Genomic DNA, 18,233 nt, shown 5'->3' on the forward strand with positions numbered 1-18,233 from the left:
CAGGAGATAACGGGCCATGGGTGTCGCACTCCGGGATATCATCGCAGACTACAAGGTACCGGTCACCTGGGAGGGCCTTTCCGGGGTGGCGGCGGTCGACGCGAACAACGCGCTCTACCAGTTCTTAACCATCATCCGCCAGCCGGACGGGACGCCGCTGATGGACCGGCACGGGAGGGTGACCTCCCACCTCTCGGGGATCCTGTTCCGGATGGTCAACTTCCTTGAAAAAGGGATAAAACCGGTCTTTGTCTTTGACGGGAAACCTCCTGATCTCAAGGCGGCCACAAACGCGGTGCGCCGCAAAAGCCGGGACGAGGCGGGGGAGAAGTGGAAGGAGGCGGTAGAAAGGGGCGACGAGGAGGAGGCATACAAGCAGGCCCGGTCGTCGACCCGGGTGGACGAGACCGCCATTGCGACATCCAAGGAGCTGCTCGGTCTTTTGGGCATCCCGTTCGTACAGGCCCCGACCGAGGGCGAGGCGCAGGCGGCCTCCATGGTGCAGAAGGGGGACGCCAGGTACGCGGTCTCGCAGGACTATGATACGCTCCTGTTCGGCACCCCGACGCTGGTCCGGAATCTCACGGTGAGCGGGAAGCGCAAGATCCGGGGCCGGGTCGTGACCGTGAGCCCGGAGCGGGTGGTGCTTGCCGAAGTGCTTGCCGGCCTTCATCTGACCCGGGAGCAGCTGATCGAGATCGGTATCCTGGTGGGAACCGACTTCAACCCGGGTGCCGAAGGCGTGGGGGCAAAGACGGCCTTGAAGATCGTTCTCAAGGGAGAATTCGAGGCAAAACTGGCCGAGAAATGCCCGGGTTTCGACCCGGCGCCGGTTATGGAGTTCTTCCTGCACCCGCCGGTGACCAGCGACTATAACCTCGTATGGGGCCACCCGGATGCAGCAGGGATTAAAAAGATGCTCTGCGACGGGTATGATTTTGCCGAGGAACGGGTCGACGCGGCGCTCGAACGGTACACGGTAAAAGCCGGGCAGAAGACGCTGGAGAGCTGGTTCTGAGAACAGCGCCAGGGAGTCTTTTGGCAAAAACCGGTTTCCCGGCCGTGTTCATGGATAACGGCGGTGATTCCAGAAGAATTTACGTTTACGTATTCTTAAATAGCAGAAATGGCGATAACGATACCATTAATCTCCCGTGCTGAAAATCCCATGATCACTGTCTTGTATGTGGACGACGAACCCGATCTGCTTGAGATCGGCAAACTGTTTCTGGAGAGCAGCGGGGATTTCCATGTCGATACCGAGACCTCGGCCCGGGCAGCACTTGCAGCCCTCGGACAGGCCCGCTACGATGCGATCGTGTCCGATTACCTGATGCCGGACATGGACGGCATCTCGCTCCTCAGGCAGGTAAGAGCGCAGTTTCCCGGTATGCCGTTCATCCTCTATACCGGCAGGGGCCGGGAGGATGTGGTCATCGAAGCGATCAACAACGGCGCCGACTCCTACCTCCAGAAAGGCGGCGACCCCGATTTACAGTTCTCCGATCTTGCCTATAAGATCCGGCAGGCTGTGCGCATGAGGATGGCAGAACAGGATCTTGCCGACAGCCGGGATTACCTCAACCTCATCTTCTCGTCGGTCCGGGCCGGCATCCTCGTGACCGATGCCGCCACCCACAGGATACTGGATATCAACCCGGCAGCCGCTGACCTGATCGGTCTTCCCCGGGACCAGATCCTCGGGGAAGAAGGTCACCGGTTTATCCGTCCCGCCGGGGCGGGAAGATCTTCGATCGCCAGTCCCGGCCAAGCTGTGGACACTTCCGAAAGAGTCCTGCTCACGGCAGACAAAAGATCGGTACCGGTCATCGATTACATCACCCCCGTGACGTTGTCCGGAACGCCCTGTCTTCTCGAAACCTTCATCGATAATACAGAACGAAAACAGGCCGAGCTGGACCTCCTGAATGCCTATGGGGAACTGATGAAAAGTGCGCAGAGCCTGCGGGAGAGCGAGGAGCAGTACCGGACCCTGTCCGATTCGGCAAACGATGCGATCTTCCTCGCAAGGGACAGGAGGTTTGTCCGCTGCAACAAAAGGACACCGGAGATGTTTGGCTGCCGGGATGCATCCGAGATCCTCGGGCACTCGCCTGAGGAGTTCTCGCCGGAATTCCAGCCCGATGGCGTCAGGTCTGCGGAAAAGGTTGCCGCAAACGATCGCGCCGTGCTGGAGGGAACCCCCCTCGCGTTCGAATGGGTGCACACCCGGCGTGACGGGACCCCGTTTTATACCGAAGTGTCGCTGAATGCCATGGAGATCAGGGGGAAAACGTATGTCCAGTCGATCGTCCGGGATATATCGGACCGGAAACGTGCGGAGCAGGCCGCGGCGCTGGCGGGCAGGAAGCTGCACATGATGAACGAGTTCACCCGGCACGAGATCACCAATACCATCACCGGTCTTATCGGCCTTGTGGATATGGACTACGGTATGCCGGCCGGCGCAGAACGTGACCAGCTGAACCGGGAGATCAAGGGGCTTATTCTCGATATCCAGAAACAGGTCGCGTTCACCAAGGAGTACCAGGAGATCGGTGTCAGGGAGCCCCGGTGGCAGCAGGTCCGCGGGATGATCCCGGTCTCTCCCCGTCCGGCGATCCATGTCTCCCCCGCTCTGGACAATCTCGAGATCTATGCCGATCCGCTGGTTGCCAAGATCTTCACCTACCTTGCCGAAAACGTCGTGCGCCACGGCGGGCAGGCAACCAGGATCGGGATCGGGGCGGATCAGAACGGGCCCGACCTGAAGATCGTCTTTGCGGACGATGGCGTCGGGGTGCCCGGGGGCATGAAGTCCGCGATCTTCGAGCGGAAGATCGGCGAAAGGAAGGGGATGGGCCTCTTCATGGTCCGCGAGATTCTCGCGATCACCGGGATCACGATCACGGAGACCGGCACGCCCGGCGCAGGGGCCAGGTTCGAGATCGTCGTGCCTGAAGGCGGGTTCCGGTACGGGAAGAACGAAGAAACCTCGCCGGCGGAAGGTGCGCCGGCACCGGAAATCCCGACAGGAACGGGAAACCGGTCATAGGCGTCAGGCCGGACCGGAAGGACGTCTTTTTGGGTTGCAGGAAGGGTATCCACTGTGGAAGTTCTGAATCAGCGATAAAAGAATGGCAGGGGTATGCCTTCCCCTGCTGTCTATTCTTACTTCTTTTCTGTTCCTTCGCTCTCTTCCATGTGGTCGAGCACCCGGTCCCACGTGACGAGCAGGCCGGGGACGATCACGTAGGCGAGGAGGCCGGTGCCGAGGAATGCCCCGGTGAGGATGAGCTCGGTTTCCATGATTCCCTCACCCTCAATTGAGTGCCGGGACGGTGTCTGCCCACGTCTCGACCCTGCTGCGGATTGCTTCATCGGAATACGATGAGAGCCTGACTAGGTCGCGGGCGAAGTCCACGAAGTAGATCTCCCCGTTCTGGTCGTGGCACTTGAGGGTCGCGGTGTACTTCTCGCTGTCCGAGTCCCGTGCTGCGGTTCCCCCGAGGGTTGTTGCCACCGTTGCATCCGCGAGGATGTGGTTTGCCACGGCCGTGAAGGCCGCGATGGTGCCGGCCCGGATCGTAATCAGGCCAACGATGTTTGCGTCGGAGTCTTGGTAGATGACCCGTGCGGTGTATGTCTCCTGGCTGCGTTCAACCGGTGCGTGGTTCACTCCCTTTGCGTTGTAGGTAACGCACTGGAAGGGGTTCGATGCGATGACGCCCTGGACAAGATTGTCAAAGGCAGTCACATCCGCGAGCGGTTCCGCAAGGCTGCGGATCGCGCTCTTGGTGGTAGTGCTTGTCGTAAAGTCTGCCATTTTTGTTTTCTCCTTTTTGTTCTCTCTTTTTTGTTTTGTCTCGGGGCGCCCTTTGACACATACCTGTGTGCGGTACGGGATATTACGGGTACTTGGGGGGTGCCGGTCTGGGTTCTCTATGTGCCCGGTTCCGTAATCCGGGGGTATTGGCGTGCAAAAAGAGTGATCTGGAGGTAATTCTTCGATATTTTTGGTGTCAGTCACCATGTAAGGGGGCCGTAGGTATATGATCTGTACTACCAGCAGCCATCGCGTCGTCTCCCTTTCATTCTATGTACAGCGTTTTGGGGAGTGTAATGTGATGTGTGATTTCGGGAAAATTTTCAGGAAGTTTCCGGTTTTGTTCCCAAAATTTTACGGCCGGAACAATTTCGTCCGGAAAATTTTTTGGATTTTCCAACTTTCGCGCCAAAATTTTTTGGACCGGCCAACTTTCGATCGGAAATTTTTTGGGTTTTTCAAATTTCGAACCGAAAAAAATTCCCAAAATCTCAGATTAGGGGAGATCCTGTTACGGCAGGTTTACGGCGGGAAGTGAGTCAGTTGCCGAACTGACACCCTTTTTTCCAACTTTCGCGGCAAAAATTTTTGGAATTTTCAACTTTCAACCGGAAAATTTTCCGGTTTTTCAACTTTCGAGCCGAAAATTTTTCCGCCCGGGAACTTTCAATCCAAAAAAATCCGGGCGGCCGGAATTTCAGCGCGAGCGTGCCGGGCGCGATCGGTCGCGCGGGAATGCATGCCGGCTCATGCGCTCCGTCGGTGTACTGGTAAGTGCGTGGGTGTTTTCCGGGTTTTGCGGTGAGCTGCCGGGAATTTTTGGGTTTGAAAACTTTCGCGCCACAAAATTTTGGGAGCGAATTTCTTTCGTGCTGCAAAATGTTCTGATATGCGGGAGGATTATCGGGCAACGAGCGATCGATTCAGTCAAGCCAGCGCGAGAGACCGCATATGATATAATCGTTGAAGAACCGGAAGCCTGGCGGGGCTGTCCCCGCATGCTTCCGGTAGAACTCTAGCAGGTACGATCTGATCGATATCAGCTCCTGTCCACGACACGTTGCCATTCCTACTAAATCTCCCAATCTCTGCTAAATTAGTAATTCCTCTGGCAGCAGTTTTTACAAAATCCTCGCCAAATCCCAATTACTAATAAATACTAATTTGTGCTAATTTAGTATTTAGTGAACCGGTCCCATGACACAACTTCCTGACAGACCGCCCTCCGACTGGACGCAGGATATCACCGATGGGCAGGTGAATTATTTTGCAGACGATCAGTTCAAAAAAGAGGTCATTGAATACAACCGGCGTTATCTCTACTGGGACGAGCTGAAATACCGGGTGTCAAATCCCGATCGACAGAGGAAGGCCTGGGCGATGATGAAGTTGTACCGGTCGATGCGGCAGGAGCATGTTCCTTATTCCCCACTCAGGCTTACGTATTCGATTATCCCGGAGATTGTGAAAAGCCTTCACGCAATCGACAGTTACCTCACCGGCACGATACGCATCCACAACAAGACCATCCGGCTCGAACAGTCCTACATCATCAACTCGTTCATGGAGGAGGCAATCGCCTCAAGCATTCTCGAAGGCGCGGCAACGACCCGGAAAGTCGCAAAAGAGATGCTCAAAAAAGGCAGGAAGCCCCAAAACAGCTCCGAGCAGATGGTGCTCAACAATTACGAAGCGATGAACTTCATCCTCGAACACAAGGACGATTCGCTCACCCCTGCCCTCATCCTTGAGATCCACCGGCTGGTAACAAAGGGGACGATCGATCAGGACGCGGTCGGGCAGTTCAGGACAAACAACGATATCGTTGTCGCGAACCCGGCTACCGGCGTGGTCTATTATACGCCCCCTGATTATCAGGAGATTGACCGGTACATAACGGAACTGTGCACCTTCGCAAATCTCGAAAAGCAGGACGCCGGCAGCGGAACCGATGATTACATCCACCCGGTAATCAAGGGGATTATCCTGCACTTCCTCATGGGATACATCCACCCGTTCAATGACGGGAACGGGAGGACGGCACGCAGCCTCTTCTACTGGTATGTCCTCTCCCGGGGATACTGGCTCTTCGAGTACATGCCGATCTCCCGGATCATCCTCCGGTCAAAGAAGAAGTACTCCCTTGCGTATCTCCATACCGAATACGACGAGATGGATCTCACGTATTTTGTCCTCTACAACCTCGCCTGTATCGACGATGCAAAAAAAGATCTCATGAACTATCTGGAAGAAAAGCAGACCGAGCAGAACGCAACCAAGGCCATCATAAAAGAGATACCGGGTATCAACCAGCGGGAAGGGGATATCCTCCGCACGATGATGGAGCAGAGCGACGAATACTTCACCATCCGCGAGATCATGCAGCAGTACAACACCGTGTATGAGACCGCCCGGACGGATCTCCTCCACCTTGCCGAACGCGGGTACCTCATCAAGGAAAAACGGGGCCGGGAATTCATCTTCATCTTCAACGAAAACAGCAAACTCTGGAAACAAAAGGCAACGGAAGGTGGTACCGGCAAACCTCATCCACGGAAGGAGGAATCGTGACCCCCTGCCTCCCCATCCCCGAATACCCTAGGGAAGGGTACACCCTTGCATAGCTCCGGGATTCTGGCTATACCACTCTTTTGGCCCGGACATCGCCCCCGGCGAGGCAAGGGCCAAACGAGACAACCGGCATGACGTGATCCTGAAACAACGGCTGGCGGCAGCAATTGGCTCGGCGAGCGTGCGGAAGGTGGGTTCCGGTACGGGAAGGGCGGGGATTCTGTGCCGGCTGACGGGGATGCATTATCAGGAGTCCCAGGGAAATCCTGAAGCGCGATAAAAAGAAGGGATGGGGGAGAGTCCTGCTGGTGATCTTCGCGCCCTCATCCAGGTACACGATCTTTATGGGACATTCTTATTGGCAGGGGTTTAAGCACGAGGCAACCGGTTTTGTTGTGAGTTTGAATCCGGGTGCTTGCATTGCTGGATGGGTTATAGGAATCTCGCATTTTGGAACCCCTCATTTGTGATATCATATTTCAAAATAATACACAGTTGCGATTGTTAAATAACAAAAATGGAGTTTTAACCCCAATTTCGAAGATATTTTGATTAAGTTGCATTGATGGGCTCATTTAATGACATTTTAGGTACTTCAATTTTCAATTTTTGGTAAAATTGAAGAAATGCCTTCGATTCATCAACGATATAATTTTCAATACTAGCGTAATCTTTCATGGCAAACCATTTTGGAACTTCTTTTCCCTCCCATTTTTTTCCACAGAATTTTGTCATTTTAGCATCTCTAAATCGTCCACCATTGAGCATTACAAGAATTATTTTAATGTCTAATCTTGGATTGTCGCGGAATAAAGTTTTAAGGGGAACATTTATTCCATAATTTTTCCAACGATTATGAAGTACGAAAAGATCAAAATCAAGACCATCACCAATGGGAATAAAATTAAAGGGATTGTCGGGATTGTCTGAGTCTATATATATCGAATAGAATTCTTCCAATATTTCTTGTTCCGAAGATTCCCACGATTTTAAAATACGTAGTTGTCCTAAAGGGCATCCTGTTTCCGTACTGATTCTTTGAAACTGAATTGTCAAAATTTCATCTTTCTCAACATCAGGACGCAGCCCTGTTGAATTCGTCTCAATATCAAAGTAAAATTCAGTCAATTTTTCACCCCTTTGTGTATTTATATTTTTTACACTTGTATATACTCTCAGTTTACGTGGTGTGAAAGTAATTGAGAAAGAAAATTAACTTACCGCCGTTCTCGCTCCTGTCTCAATTTGCGAGCCCAAATTTTTTGTTTTATTCTGTTTTCATCTCACTTTCCCACCGATCCAATCGCTCCCTGACATGCATATGAGAGCAAACAGCTGTTCCATCAGCTTTTTTCTTCAAATAATGCAACGAGCCTTTTGAGAATCCACCGTCACCCTTTGAAAATCAGCAAACCTCTCAAAACTCCGGAGAAGGGGCGGCCATCGTCACAATTTTCCGAAAAGGGGTAGGGGAATCACCCCCCTCCCCCCCATTGCACACCGGCCGGCCCGGACCCTGCCGGTCTCTTATTCCAGCCACCTGCAGAAGCACTATTAAAAAAGAGGCGGATGGTTCCCCGCTCACTCCGGGGTCGCCACGATCACGAGGCTGAATGTCTCGTCAGTGGCAGTTGCGCCTTCCCAGGAGCGCATGTAGACGGCCTTGAAGGTGTAGGTCCCCACGCCGTCCGGCGCAAGGATCCATTCACGGTAGCCGCCCGCCCCGACAAGGGCAGAGTTGGGGGGGTAGTAGGTGTCGGCAATGACCGACAGGCCCTTCGAGACGGTCGCGTTCCACATATACCCGGTCGTCGGGTTCTCCTTCAGGCTGACCAGCACCCGTTCGTTCGCAGGGACGGTCAGGATATCGCCGTTCGAGGTGCTGTTTACAAGGACGGTCGTTACCGAATTACCGGAAGATGCGGGTGCGGTGGTCATGGCTGCTGCCGGGGAGACGGATACCGGGGTCGCCGTTTCTGCCGGCCCACTGGCCGGCGGGGTGGTCTCTGGCGGTACCGTGGCGGCCGGTGTGGCCGGGGAAGATGCAGTGTTCTGCGTGCATCCTGCGAGGAGTATGGCTGCAAGGATGAGCACGCAGCACAATGCTCCGGTTACAAGGGGTGTTCTCATACAGGTCACCTGTTAAATAAACACCCTTTTAGCGGGACTTTAAATAAATCTGGCGATAACTACGACTTATTTTGCAGTCAACCGCCGGCTCCGGTCCGGATCGATCTGCCTTTTAGCCTCGCGTGCACAACATATCCGGGATCCAATGGAACCGGGTGCTGGAAAGGGCACGGGCGATGTGGGAACACCCCCCTCAAAAGAGAAAACCGTTGTTTTCAGCCTCTTCTGCGACATCGGGCTCTGGCTCCCCGAGATCGCCGCCGTCGTCCTCTCCGGCTCCGTCACCCTCTTTGCCGATGTCATGAAGTGCGGCAACGAGATCCTCGCTACCGTCTTTGCGCTCATCATCATCCTCAAGATGAAACGGCAGGCGAACTTCACCTACGATTACGGGATGGGGAAGTTCGAGACATTCACCCGGACCGCCACCGGCGCCGTGATGCTCGTCTCCATCTTCATCATCTTCCTTACTGCCTTCAACCGGATCTTCTCTCCCGAAGCGGTCCGGCCTGCGGGCGCATTCATCGCCGTTCCGCTCATGATCATCTCTGCCATTATCGACACCCACCTCTGGCAGAAGAACTACCGGATCTCAAAGTCCGACCCTTCGCCGATCATGGAAGCCCAGTGGCGGCTCCGGCGGGCAAAGGCCTTCGCGGACATCGCGGTCCTGCTCTCGCTCGTCCTCTCCTTTGCCCTCGCCGGGTACTCCTGGTCGGTCTACGTCGACCCGGGGGTCTCCTTTATTATCATCGGGTTCCTGCTTTTCGCCGGTTTCCGGGAGATCTCCTCCTCGCTTCCGGATCTCTTCGACAAGACCCTCGAAGAGGAACTCCAGATCGTGATCTTAAAAGAACTCTCCGCGTTCTTTAACGAGTACCACGGGTTCTACGGCGTCCGTTCGCGGCGCTCAGGGAGTAAGATCTATATCGATATCTTCCTTGGCTTCGATCCCGGCCTTGCGATGGGCACGGTTCAGGACACGAGCGACCGGCTCAAAACATCCCTCGAAGGAAAGATCCCCGGCAGTATCGTCAGTGTCGTCCCGACGAGTGAACGATCTGCACCGTCGGGCCGGATCTGACGTTTCCCGTGTGCATCCCGGGAACCGGGCCATCCCGGTTTGGGGAGAAGTGCCCGCCCTCCTCCCGGAAAAGGAAACTGTTTAATAACGTGCACGACAACCCCATCCTATCGAGCGTGTACTTCCCGTGATCCGTGTCCTCTACGTAGACGACGAACCCGCCCTGCTCGATCTCACCAGACTGTTTCTGGAACGGGACGGGGAATTCGGCGTCGATCCGGCAGTCTCCGCAGAGGAAGCACTCTGCCTGCTCCGGGATCACCACTATGATGCCATCGTCTCCGATTACCAGATGCCGGGCATGAACGGGATCGAATTTTTGCAGCACGTCAGGCAGTCGGGAAACACCATTCCCTTCATCATCTTCACCGGGAAGGGCCGGGAAGAGATCGTCATCGAGGCGATCAACAGCGGTGCCGACTCCTACCTCCAGAAAGGCGGTAATCCCCGGGCGCAGTTCGCCGAACTCGCGCTGAAGATCCAGCAGATCGTCAGGAGATCCTGTGCGGAACGCGCACTCCGGGAGGCCGAGGCCCGGTACCGGGCGATCTTCCAGAATGCATCGGATATCATCCGGGTGCTCGACCGGGACGGGAGGATCGTCTACGACTCCCCCTCATCGTCGAAAATTCTCGGGTACCCCGACGGGTCGCTGATCGGGAAGAACCCGCTGGATTACATCCATCCCGATGACCGGAAACGCATCACTTCTGACCTGGAAACGGTGTACAGCAACGAAAATCGTGGGATGCCCTCCGAATTCCGTATCCGGAAGGCAGACGGCGGTTATCTCTGGGTCGAGTCGATCGCTGCCAACCTTATCGGTATCGAAGGGGTGGATGGCGTTGTGACCACGACCCGGCCGATTGCGGAACGCAAAGCGGCAGAGGCACAGCTGAACAAGAAACACGAGGAACTCTCTGCGGCATTCGAACAGCTGACCGCGACCGAAGAAGAGCTGCGCCAGAACTACGACGAGCTGGCGAAAAGCGAACACCGTCTCCTGGAGTCCGAGCACAAGGTCCGGGCCTCGGAAGCGTTCTTAAAATGCGTGATTTCCGATGTCCGCGAAGGCATCACCGCTCTCGACACCGACCTGCGCTATATCCTCTGGAACCCCTTCATGGAAGAACTGACCGGGATACCGGCCGCCGATGTCATAGGTAAACGGCTGACCGAGCGGTTTCCCTCCTTGCAGGATACCGATCTCCCCGGCCTGCTCGGGTGTGCGCTCGCAGGAGAGATAACGGAAACGCCGGATATCCCGCTCGATCTGAGCATAAAAAAGAAGAGGATCTGGGTGCGGGGCATCGCCTCCCCTCTTTACGATCCTGACGGGAAAATCACCGGTGTAATCACCGTTGTCCAGGATATCACCGCACGCAAAGAGATGGAGCTCGCGCTGCTCGCGACAGCCGGAAAACTCAGGGAGAGCGAGAAGAATTACCAGAATGTTTTTGAAGCGAAAAACGATCCCCTCTGCCTTGTCGATACAGAGACCATGGCGATCCTCAACCTAAACCAGACCGCGTCCGAGCTGTACGGGTATTCCCGGGAGGAGATGATGCAGATGGCCCTGCTGGACCTGTCCGCCGAACCAGAGAAGACCCGGGAGACTCTCGACCGGCAGGTCCCCCGGATCGCCCTGCAATATCACCGGAAAAAAGACGGCACGGTCTTTCCCGCCGATATCGCACTTGCCTGGTTTACCGCCAAAGGCAGGTCCGTCATGATCCTGTCGATCCGTGACCTGACCGGTGTCCAGCAGACTGACGATGCCCTCAGGATCGCAAATGTCAAGCTCAACCTCCTGATCGGGGTGACCCGGCACGACGTGCTCAACTCGCTCACCGTGCTTCTCGGGTACAACACGCTCATCAGGGAACGGGACATCGATGACGCCACCCGCGACCTTCTTGAAAAGCAGGAAAAGGCCCTGCTTGCGATCCGTAAACAGATCGAGTTTACCCGGGCCTATGACGACCTGGGCGTCAAATCGCCGCTCTGGCAGCACGTCGGGAACACGGCGTCACGGGCCTACGCCCAGTTCATCAATACCATCTCGTTTACCTGCGAGACTGGGGATCTTGAGATCTATGCCGACCCGATGCTTGAGAAAGTATTCTACAACCTGTTTGATAACGCGTTCCGGTACGGTGACGGTGTTACGAAAGTCAGGCTCTCCGGGGCGATGGACGGGACGCACCTGCTCCTCTTTTTTGAGGATGACGGTATCGGTATCATGGAGAACGAGAAAGAGCGGATCTTTTCACGGGGCGTCGGGAAAAATACCGGCCTTGGCCTCTTTCTGACCCGGGAGATCCTTGCGATCACCCGGATCGGGATACATGAAACCGGGGAGTACCGGAAAGGAGCACGCTTCACCCTGCGGGTACCCCGGGGGGCGTACCGGCTCACGAAATAATCATTCTCCGCCCCGTATCCTTATACAGGTTGCCGAAACATTTTTTTTTTTTGCGGAGCTTCTTATACGTCTGCGATCCCTGCGGAATAATGGTGCGATCCTTTATGGACTGCTTCGATCAGCGACCGCTCGAAGCACTCGGACTCACCGACCTCCCGGGAGATGTAGCCGAGTGCATGGAGCGTCCGGGTAAATTTCATCGTGGATGCGATATATTCCGGCGGCAGCGCTGCACAGTATTTCGGCGAAATGCGATAGGTTTCTAAGATGAACGCCTCGTCCACCATGCCGGTCGTCCCTGCCACGATACGGGCGCAGGCAGCAGGGTCGTGCCGGATCCATTCACAGGCCGCCTCGTGGGCCGCCAGGAACCGGGCGAGCAGGTCGCATTTTTCGAGCATCTCCCGCATCACGATGATCCCGTAACTCGGGTTGAAGGGCCAGAGCCGGTCGGGTGGTACCGCCAGCCGTGCGCTCCCGTAGCGGTGCGCAGTCGCGGCGAGCGCCGGCGTCCCGGCCGCGGCTGCGATCTCGCCGGTCTCCAGGGCGTCGGGGAGAAAATCTGCCCAGGGATAATTTTTTACTGCAACATCTGTTCTGCCGTACTCTGCCAGCAGTTCGCGCACGATCACATCGTGGATGGAACCTTTCGGTGGCGTGCCGATCGCTTTTCCGGCAAGCTGGGAAAGGAACTCCTGCATGCCGCCGCACTCTGCAAGGGTGCGGACCGTGTCGCCCGCGATCACGACCGTTCCCTCGATATGCCCCCCCGCGATGCAGGCAAGCCTGAGCCCCCGGTCGATCCCGATAATGACCGGGGGAAGGCCGATGTACCCGAGATCGAGCGTTCCTGCCTGCATCGCACTGATGATATCGGGCCCCGAGGGAAAGAGCGTCCACGTGGCGCGGATGCCACGGCCGGCGAGCAGTCCCGAGCCCCGGAGCAGGAACGCGGTATGGTACAGGGTGGAGAGGTGGCCGATCCTGATCGTTTCCCCTGTCATGGTTCACCCGACCTTTTTGAGCACCGCGCCGACAGCCTCGTCCACGCAGGAAAGCTCGGGACGGAGCATCCCGACTGGCACATCGACGATCTTCTCTACGATCGAAGCAAGGATCGGGGCGCAGATGATCCCCGATGCCCCGTCCTTTTCCGCCCGGGCAGCCGCAACGATGCATTCATCGAGGGAATGGGCAGAGTAACCCTTAATGGCAAATGTCTGCCCCCCGGATTCCACTTCCCGGGTCGTAACGGAGTCGAGCAGGAACTTTGCCGCGATGACCGCGATGAACCGGTGGCGCTCCGGTTCAAAGACGGATACGATCTTCTTGACGGTCGAGAGCCGGGGGTCCCGTTGCCCCAGCGTCACTTTGTACAGCGTCGAAACGGGGATACCGGTCTGCTCCGAAAGCTCCCTCACCGTCATATTCCTGCGGTCCAGCTCCTCGTTTAATGCGGCGGTGAACTCGATCTCGAAAATCCTTTTTGAGAACATATTAACCTTAATGTAGGATTTTTTAGATTATAATTATTACTATAAGGAAAAAAATTTAGCACTTTAGGAAATATATTTGAACAACCCTGCCCATGATCCTGTCATGAATCCTGTTCAAACGTACGAAATAACCATCCTCCCCGGGACCAGCCGCGACGGGGAACCCGAGGGATTCGACCGGATCGTGATCCACCCGGGCGATACCCTCTCCATCGTGGGGCCGACCGGCTCGGGGAAATCCGCGTTCATCAACGATATCGAGGTACTCGCACAGGATGACACGGCGACGGGACGCAGCATCCTGGTCAACGGCGAGGAGCCCCCGGAAGACCTCGTGCGCGACCCGGCAAAAAAACCCATCGCGCTGATCACCCAGAGCACCCGGGTCATCGCGGACCTCACCGTCGCCCACTTCCTCGCCCTCCATATCCGGGCTCGGGGTAACGGGGCTCAAAGCCTGATCGCCCGCACCATAGCGCTTGCAAACAGGTTTACCGGGGAAAAGATAGCCGAATCCATGCGGATGACCGGGCTCTCGGGCGGCCAGACCCGGGCGCTCCTGATCGCCGATGCGATCCTGATCGGCCAGACGCCGATCCTGCTCCTCGATGAAATAGAGAACGCCGGCATCAACAAGGAACGGGTCATCTCCTGCCTGCGGAAGTACAAAAAAGCCGTGATATTTGTCACGCACGATCCCTTCCTTGCGCTCATCACCGACCGGCGGATCGTGATGAAGAACGGGGCGGTGGCCGGTGTGCTCAGGCCGGGTGACCGCGAACGCGCTATCATCGGCACCGTGTCCGGCATGGATGCGTTCCTCTGGGATCTCCGGGAGAAGATCCGCAGCGGGGAGCTTGTCAGTAATCCGGCCGGGGCCCCGGCGGCCCAAAAGAAGGCCGGGATACCGGCATGAAACTCGTCATCGTCGCCGGCCCGCCAAGCGCCGGCAAGACCGCGGTCATCCGGCAGATCGTAAAGAAGTTTTTAAAGACCGACCGGCCCGCGTACCTCAAGATCGATGTCGTGAAAGCATTCGAGGACGAGGAACTCCGCGAGGAATTCGGTATCCCCGCCCGGAAGGTCTACTCCGGTGACCTGTGCCCGGACCATATGGGCATCATGGTGCTCAGGGACGCGATCACATGGGCAGAAGATCTCAAGGCAGGCATGCTCATTATCGAAAGCGCCGGGCTCTGCCTCCGGTGCACCCCGTATACCACGCAGGCGTTCGGCATCGCCGTGCTTCCCGCGGTCTCGGGGAGCAACTCGCCGCTCAAGATGGCGCCGCTGATTGCCCTTGCCGATGCCGCGGTCGTCACCAAGGCCGACCTTGTCTCGCAGGCAGAAAAGGAGGTGTTCAGGGAATGCATCCGGAGCGTGGTACCGCAGATTGACATTATCGAGACCAATGCCGTGCAGGGTACGGGACTCCGGTACCTGTTCCAGGCGATCAGCAGGTACCCCGGGATAAGCGATGCGGCGACCATTACGCTGCGGGGAACCCCGCCCCTCGGGGTCTGCACCATCTGCATCGGCAGGAAGGAGATAGGGTGGCAGCACCACTTCGGCGTTATACGGCCGCTGGATGAGGCCGACAACATCTACCGGGGGGACTAAAACCCCATGCCATGGGCCCCCCCCGGCAGGGATTGCGGTTCGTGTGGCATGGCTACCTGCAGGGCATTTGCAAACGCCGTAAAAAAGGGTAAAAAGACTGAGACCGACTGCCCGTTTTATGCCGTAGAACAGTTCGCCACAAAGGAGCCTGCCCGATACTCGGGGACCGATATAACCGGCGCACTGTACGATTTTGTCATCCGGGCGTTTCCCGGCGAGCCGTCGGCACGCAAGTTCATCGTGCCGTTCCGGGCCGATCTCGTGGAAAAGTGGGACATCCGCCCCGGTGCGCTCGTGACCGGCCGGCCTGCCGGGCCCGGCTGCCCGGTCTACCATGCGCTCCGGGTGCTCTCCGCAAATCCGGTCACGGGGGTGCTCGGGTGCCACACGGTCGGCCCGCTCGCGGCACGAAAGGAGAAGGCGTTTGACGTGCAGGCCTACCATGTCCACGCGTTCGAGGGTATCGCGGAGACGGTCCACCGTCCGCCAACGCTCGGGCTCCGCCAGCGGTTCCTGCCAGGGTTCTGCATGATGGATCTCGCCCATACCGCAGTCGTGAACATGGTCTTAAGGAAAAAAGAAGGCGTGCATGTGAGGGTAGAGGATATCCGCATCCTCTAAAGCGTGTTCCATGATACCGAAATACCGGCTCCGGTGCTACGGCGGGGGGGAGATCATCCCCGATATGACTGCCCTGTCCTGTCCTTCCGGCCACGACTCCCTGCTGCGAACTGAGTACTGCCGCCGCAGGCTGCACCTTGCGCCGTACAGCGGGATCTTCCGGTACCTCTGCTGGCTGCCGGTGACCCGCCCGTTGCTGCCATCAGGGGGCCCGGTGACGTTTGCCGCCGCCGGGCTCTCCCGGGAACTGGGACTTCCCCGGCTTTTTGTCTCGTTCTCGGGATACTCTCCCGAGCACCATGCCTCCCTTGCTACAGGCTCGTTCAAGGAACTCGAGGCCCTGCCCACCATGCAGCGCCTCACGGAGTTCGGCAACAAAATCCCGGTGATCGCCTCCGCAGGAAACACCGGACGGGCGTTTGCCGGGATATCGGCACAGTACAAAAAGCCGGTGGTCGTGGTCGTCCCGGAACAGGCGCTCCCGCAGCTCTGGACGACAGCTCCCGCGCATGATGTCTTCGTTGTCGCAGTCGATGGGGACTATACCGATGCGATCGCGGTCAGCACCGCGCTTGCCGCGGTCCCCGGGTGCGTGCCTGAAGGCGGGGCAAAGAATGTCGCCCGCCGGGACGGCATGGGGACGGTTATGCTCGATGCCGCAGTCACCCTCGGCCGGATGCCGGATCACTATTTCCAGGCGGTCGGGAGCGGGACGGGAGCCATTGCCGCGTGGGAGGCAGCGCTCCGGCTCATCGGGGACGGGAGGTACGGCGCGGCGCTCCCCCGGCTCCATCTCGCCCAGAACCAGCCTTTTACCCCGCTCGTCTCTGCCTGGCAGCAGCGCCGCCGTGCCATCGACCCTGATGTTGATATGCCGGATGCGTCCAATGCTGTACAGGCAGTCATGTCCCCGGTCCTCACCAACCGCAAACCGCCCTATTCCCTCGCAGGCGGGCTCTTTGACGCCCTGCAGGCGACCGACGGGCGCATGTACGCGGTGTCGAACGAGGTGGGGAGGAAGGCGGCGCAGCTCCTCCGTGACGCTGAAGGGATCGACCCCGACCCGGCAGCGGCGATCGCGACTGCGGCGCTCGTGCAGGCTGCAGAGACCGGGGCGGTGGGGCGGGACGATCTGATCCTCCTCAACATCACGGGCGGGGGATACGGGAGGATCCGGGAGGATTACACCCTGTATCCCCTCACGACGTCCGCCCGGGTGACCGCCGGCGGGCCGCACGAAGGGCTTATTGCAGAACTCAGGGAGTGGATCGCACACTATGGATGAAGACCAGATCATCGGCGAACTCAAAAAACAGGGGATCGATCTCGTCAGTTCGGTACCCTGCGACCGGGCAAAGGGGCTTTTTTTCCGGCTGCCCGGGGAATTCCGGCACATCGGCCTGACCCGGGAAGAGGATGGCGTGGGCATATCGGCGGGAGCGTACCTTACCGGTGCCCGCCCGGCCATCGCGATCCAGAGCTCGGGCTTGGGGAACATGCTCAACGCGATCCTTTCCCTGACGGTGACCTTCGGTCTCCCGCTCCCGATCCTTGCGAGCTGGCGGGGATGCGAGGGGGAAAAGATCCCGGCCCAGGTCCCGTTCAACCTCCCGCTCCCCGACATCCTCTCCGCCGCCGGTATCAGCTGCACGGAAGTCTCCGGGCCGGGGGCATCGCATGAGATCGGTGAAGCCATCGCAGCGGCATACAAAAACCGGGTCCCGCACGTCATTCTTATACGGCCGGAGTGCCTTGCAGAAACCGGGTGCAGCACGCCGTCCCCGGTATCCGCCCTGCGCCCGTTTTCCGTCTGCTACGAGCGGAACTGGCGAAGACCCGTGATGACCCGGTACGATGCGATACGGACGATTGCGGCAGGTGTCCGGGACGAGGTGCTGGTCGCAAACATCGGCGTCCCTTCAAAGGAGCTCTATGCGGCCCGGGACCGGCCGGAGAACTTCTACATGCTGGGCAGCTATACTCAGGCGTCGGCGATCGGCCTTGGCATTGCCACAGTACGGCCGAAAAAACAGGTTATCGTGATCGACGGTGACGGGAGCCTGCTTGGTTCTGCCCTCCTTCCGGTGATCGCAGCGGAGGGGCCCCGGAACCTGACCATCGTGGCTCTTGACAACGGGGTCTTCGGCAGCACCGGCAACCAGCCCCGGCCCGGGCATGACACCGCAGACCTTGCGCTCATGGCGCTCGGGGCCGGGTTCCCCCATACGTTGACGGTGCACGAACCACGGGAGCTCGAAGCGGCGCTTGCCGCCAGAACAGGAGATGGGCCGGGATTGATCCATGCCCGCATCCTTCCCGGCAACAGCGACGTGCCTAACATACCCTTGTCCCCGGCACAGATCCGCGACCGGTTCATGGCCGCGCTTGCGTGACCGGATCCCGGAACCTGATCGAGGAAGAGCAGGAAAAAAGAAGATCCTGTTTTAATCTTTTTTGTGA

General features: G+C 57.7%; 17 protein-coding genes. 10 read left to right on the plus strand and 7 right to left on the minus strand.

The genetic code is table 11. The features are described from left to right. Nucleotides 1–16 precede the first annotated feature (16 nt). Nucleotides 17–1,018, plus strand: a complete 1,002-nt coding sequence (fen, locus tag ACLQMU_RS07820) for a flap endonuclease-1 (RefSeq protein WP_422149641.1) — start codon at nucleotides 17–19, stop codon at nucleotides 1,016–1,018. A 150-nt stretch (nucleotides 1,019–1,168) separates the two neighbouring features. Next, nucleotides 1,169–3,055: a hybrid sensor histidine kinase/response regulator gene (locus ACLQMU_RS07825; RefSeq protein ID WP_422149642.1), complete on the plus strand. Its 1,887-nt coding sequence runs from the start codon at nucleotides 1,169–1,171 to the stop codon at nucleotides 3,053–3,055. A 116-nt stretch (nucleotides 3,056–3,171) separates the two neighbouring features. Here the strand turns inward: ACLQMU_RS07825 and ACLQMU_RS07830 are convergent, their stop codons facing one another. The 3 genes from ACLQMU_RS07830 to ACLQMU_RS07840 all read right to left on the minus strand — a co-directional run bounded on the left by ACLQMU_RS07830 (nucleotide 3,172) and on the right by ACLQMU_RS07840 (nucleotide 4,893). Then, a complete protein-coding gene (locus tag ACLQMU_RS07830; protein ID WP_422149643.1) occupies nucleotides 3,172–3,309 on the minus strand; it encodes a hypothetical protein in 138 nt (45 codons plus the stop codon). Between the two features lie 13 nt (nucleotides 3,310–3,322). Continuing rightward, a complete protein-coding gene (locus ACLQMU_RS07835) occupies nucleotides 3,323–3,826 on the minus strand; it encodes a hypothetical protein (protein WP_422149644.1) in 504 nt (167 codons plus the stop codon). A gap of 923 nt (nucleotides 3,827–4,749) precedes the next feature. Beyond that, nucleotides 4,750–4,893, minus strand: a complete 144-nt coding sequence (locus ACLQMU_RS07840; protein ID WP_422149645.1) for a hypothetical protein — start codon at nucleotides 4,891–4,893, stop codon at nucleotides 4,750–4,752. A gap of 130 nt (nucleotides 4,894–5,023) precedes the next feature. On the opposite strand from ACLQMU_RS07840, the gene ACLQMU_RS07845 reads away from it, so the two are divergent. Next, nucleotides 5,024–6,397 (plus strand): Fic family protein, encoded by a 1,374-nt coding sequence (locus ACLQMU_RS07845; RefSeq protein WP_422149646.1) that lies wholly within the window; start codon nucleotides 5,024–5,026, stop codon nucleotides 6,395–6,397. Between the two features lie 552 nt (nucleotides 6,398–6,949). On the opposite strand, the gene ACLQMU_RS07850 is transcribed toward ACLQMU_RS07845, so the two are convergent. Together ACLQMU_RS07850 and ACLQMU_RS07855 are read right to left on the minus strand one after the other, a co-directional pair. Then, nucleotides 6,950–7,525: a hypothetical protein gene (locus tag ACLQMU_RS07850; RefSeq protein WP_422149647.1), complete on the minus strand. Its 576-nt coding sequence runs from the start codon at nucleotides 7,523–7,525 to the stop codon at nucleotides 6,950–6,952. A gap of 453 nt (nucleotides 7,526–7,978) precedes the next feature. Then, complete coding sequence (locus ACLQMU_RS07855) at nucleotides 7,979–8,527, minus strand: protease inhibitor I42 family protein (protein WP_424039511.1); 549 nt, start codon at nucleotides 8,525–8,527, stop codon at nucleotides 7,979–7,981. 145 nt (nucleotides 8,528–8,672) lie between these two features. On the opposite strand from ACLQMU_RS07855, the gene ACLQMU_RS07860 reads away from it, so the two are divergent. Then, nucleotides 8,673–9,611, plus strand: a complete 939-nt coding sequence (locus tag ACLQMU_RS07860) for a cation diffusion facilitator family transporter (RefSeq protein WP_422149649.1) — start codon at nucleotides 8,673–8,675, stop codon at nucleotides 9,609–9,611. 127 nt (nucleotides 9,612–9,738) lie between these two features. Next, nucleotides 9,739–12,036 carry a PAS domain S-box protein gene (locus tag ACLQMU_RS07865; protein WP_422149650.1) on the plus strand — a complete coding sequence of 766 codons (2,298 nt, stop codon included), beginning with the start codon at nucleotides 9,739–9,741 and terminating at the stop codon, nucleotides 12,034–12,036. 62 nt (nucleotides 12,037–12,098) lie between these two features. On the opposite strand, the gene ACLQMU_RS07870 is transcribed toward ACLQMU_RS07865, so the two are convergent. Together ACLQMU_RS07870 and ACLQMU_RS07875 are read right to left on the minus strand one after the other, a co-directional pair. After that, the gene (locus tag ACLQMU_RS07870) at nucleotides 12,099–13,040 is read right to left on the minus strand and encodes an ABC transporter substrate-binding protein (protein WP_422149651.1); all 942 of its coding nucleotides are present in this window, start codon (nucleotides 13,038–13,040) and stop codon (nucleotides 12,099–12,101) included. A 3-nt stretch (nucleotides 13,041–13,043) separates the two neighbouring features. Continuing rightward, a complete protein-coding gene (locus ACLQMU_RS07875) occupies nucleotides 13,044–13,532 on the minus strand; it encodes a helix-turn-helix domain-containing protein (RefSeq protein WP_422149652.1) in 489 nt (162 codons plus the stop codon). Between the two features lie 103 nt (nucleotides 13,533–13,635). On the opposite strand from ACLQMU_RS07875, the gene ACLQMU_RS07880 reads away from it, so the two are divergent. From ACLQMU_RS07880 to comE, 5 genes are read left to right on the plus strand one after another with little or no spacing between them, the layout of a single operon-like run. Then, on the plus strand, nucleotides 13,636–14,448 hold the full coding sequence (locus tag ACLQMU_RS07880) for an ATP-binding cassette domain-containing protein (RefSeq protein ID WP_422149653.1): 813 nt from the start codon (nucleotides 13,636–13,638) through the stop codon (nucleotides 14,446–14,448). Further along, nucleotides 14,445–15,152 carry a GTP-binding protein gene (locus ACLQMU_RS07885; protein WP_422149654.1) on the plus strand — a complete coding sequence of 236 codons (708 nt, stop codon included), beginning with the start codon at nucleotides 14,445–14,447 and terminating at the stop codon, nucleotides 15,150–15,152. Before ACLQMU_RS07880 ends, ACLQMU_RS07885 begins: the two co-directional genes overlap by 4 nt. Before the next feature lie 6 nt (nucleotides 15,153–15,158). Further along, a complete protein-coding gene (locus ACLQMU_RS07890; protein WP_424039508.1) occupies nucleotides 15,159–15,773 on the plus strand; it encodes a (Fe-S)-binding protein in 615 nt (204 codons plus the stop codon). A 10-nt stretch (nucleotides 15,774–15,783) separates the two neighbouring features. Further along, complete coding sequence (locus ACLQMU_RS07895; RefSeq protein ID WP_422149656.1) at nucleotides 15,784–17,058, plus strand: cysteate synthase; 1,275 nt, start codon at nucleotides 15,784–15,786, stop codon at nucleotides 17,056–17,058. Beyond that, nucleotides 17,051–18,166, plus strand: coding sequence for a sulfopyruvate decarboxylase subunit beta (gene comE / locus ACLQMU_RS07900; RefSeq protein ID WP_422149657.1), 1,116 nt, complete (start codon nucleotides 17,051–17,053; stop codon nucleotides 18,164–18,166). Before ACLQMU_RS07895 ends, comE begins: the two co-directional genes overlap by 8 nt. Nucleotides 18,167–18,233 lie beyond the last annotated feature (67 nt).

Source organism: Methanoregula sp. (assembly GCF_052325125.1).
GTDB lineage: Archaea > Halobacteriota > Methanomicrobia > Methanomicrobiales > Methanospirillaceae > Methanoregula.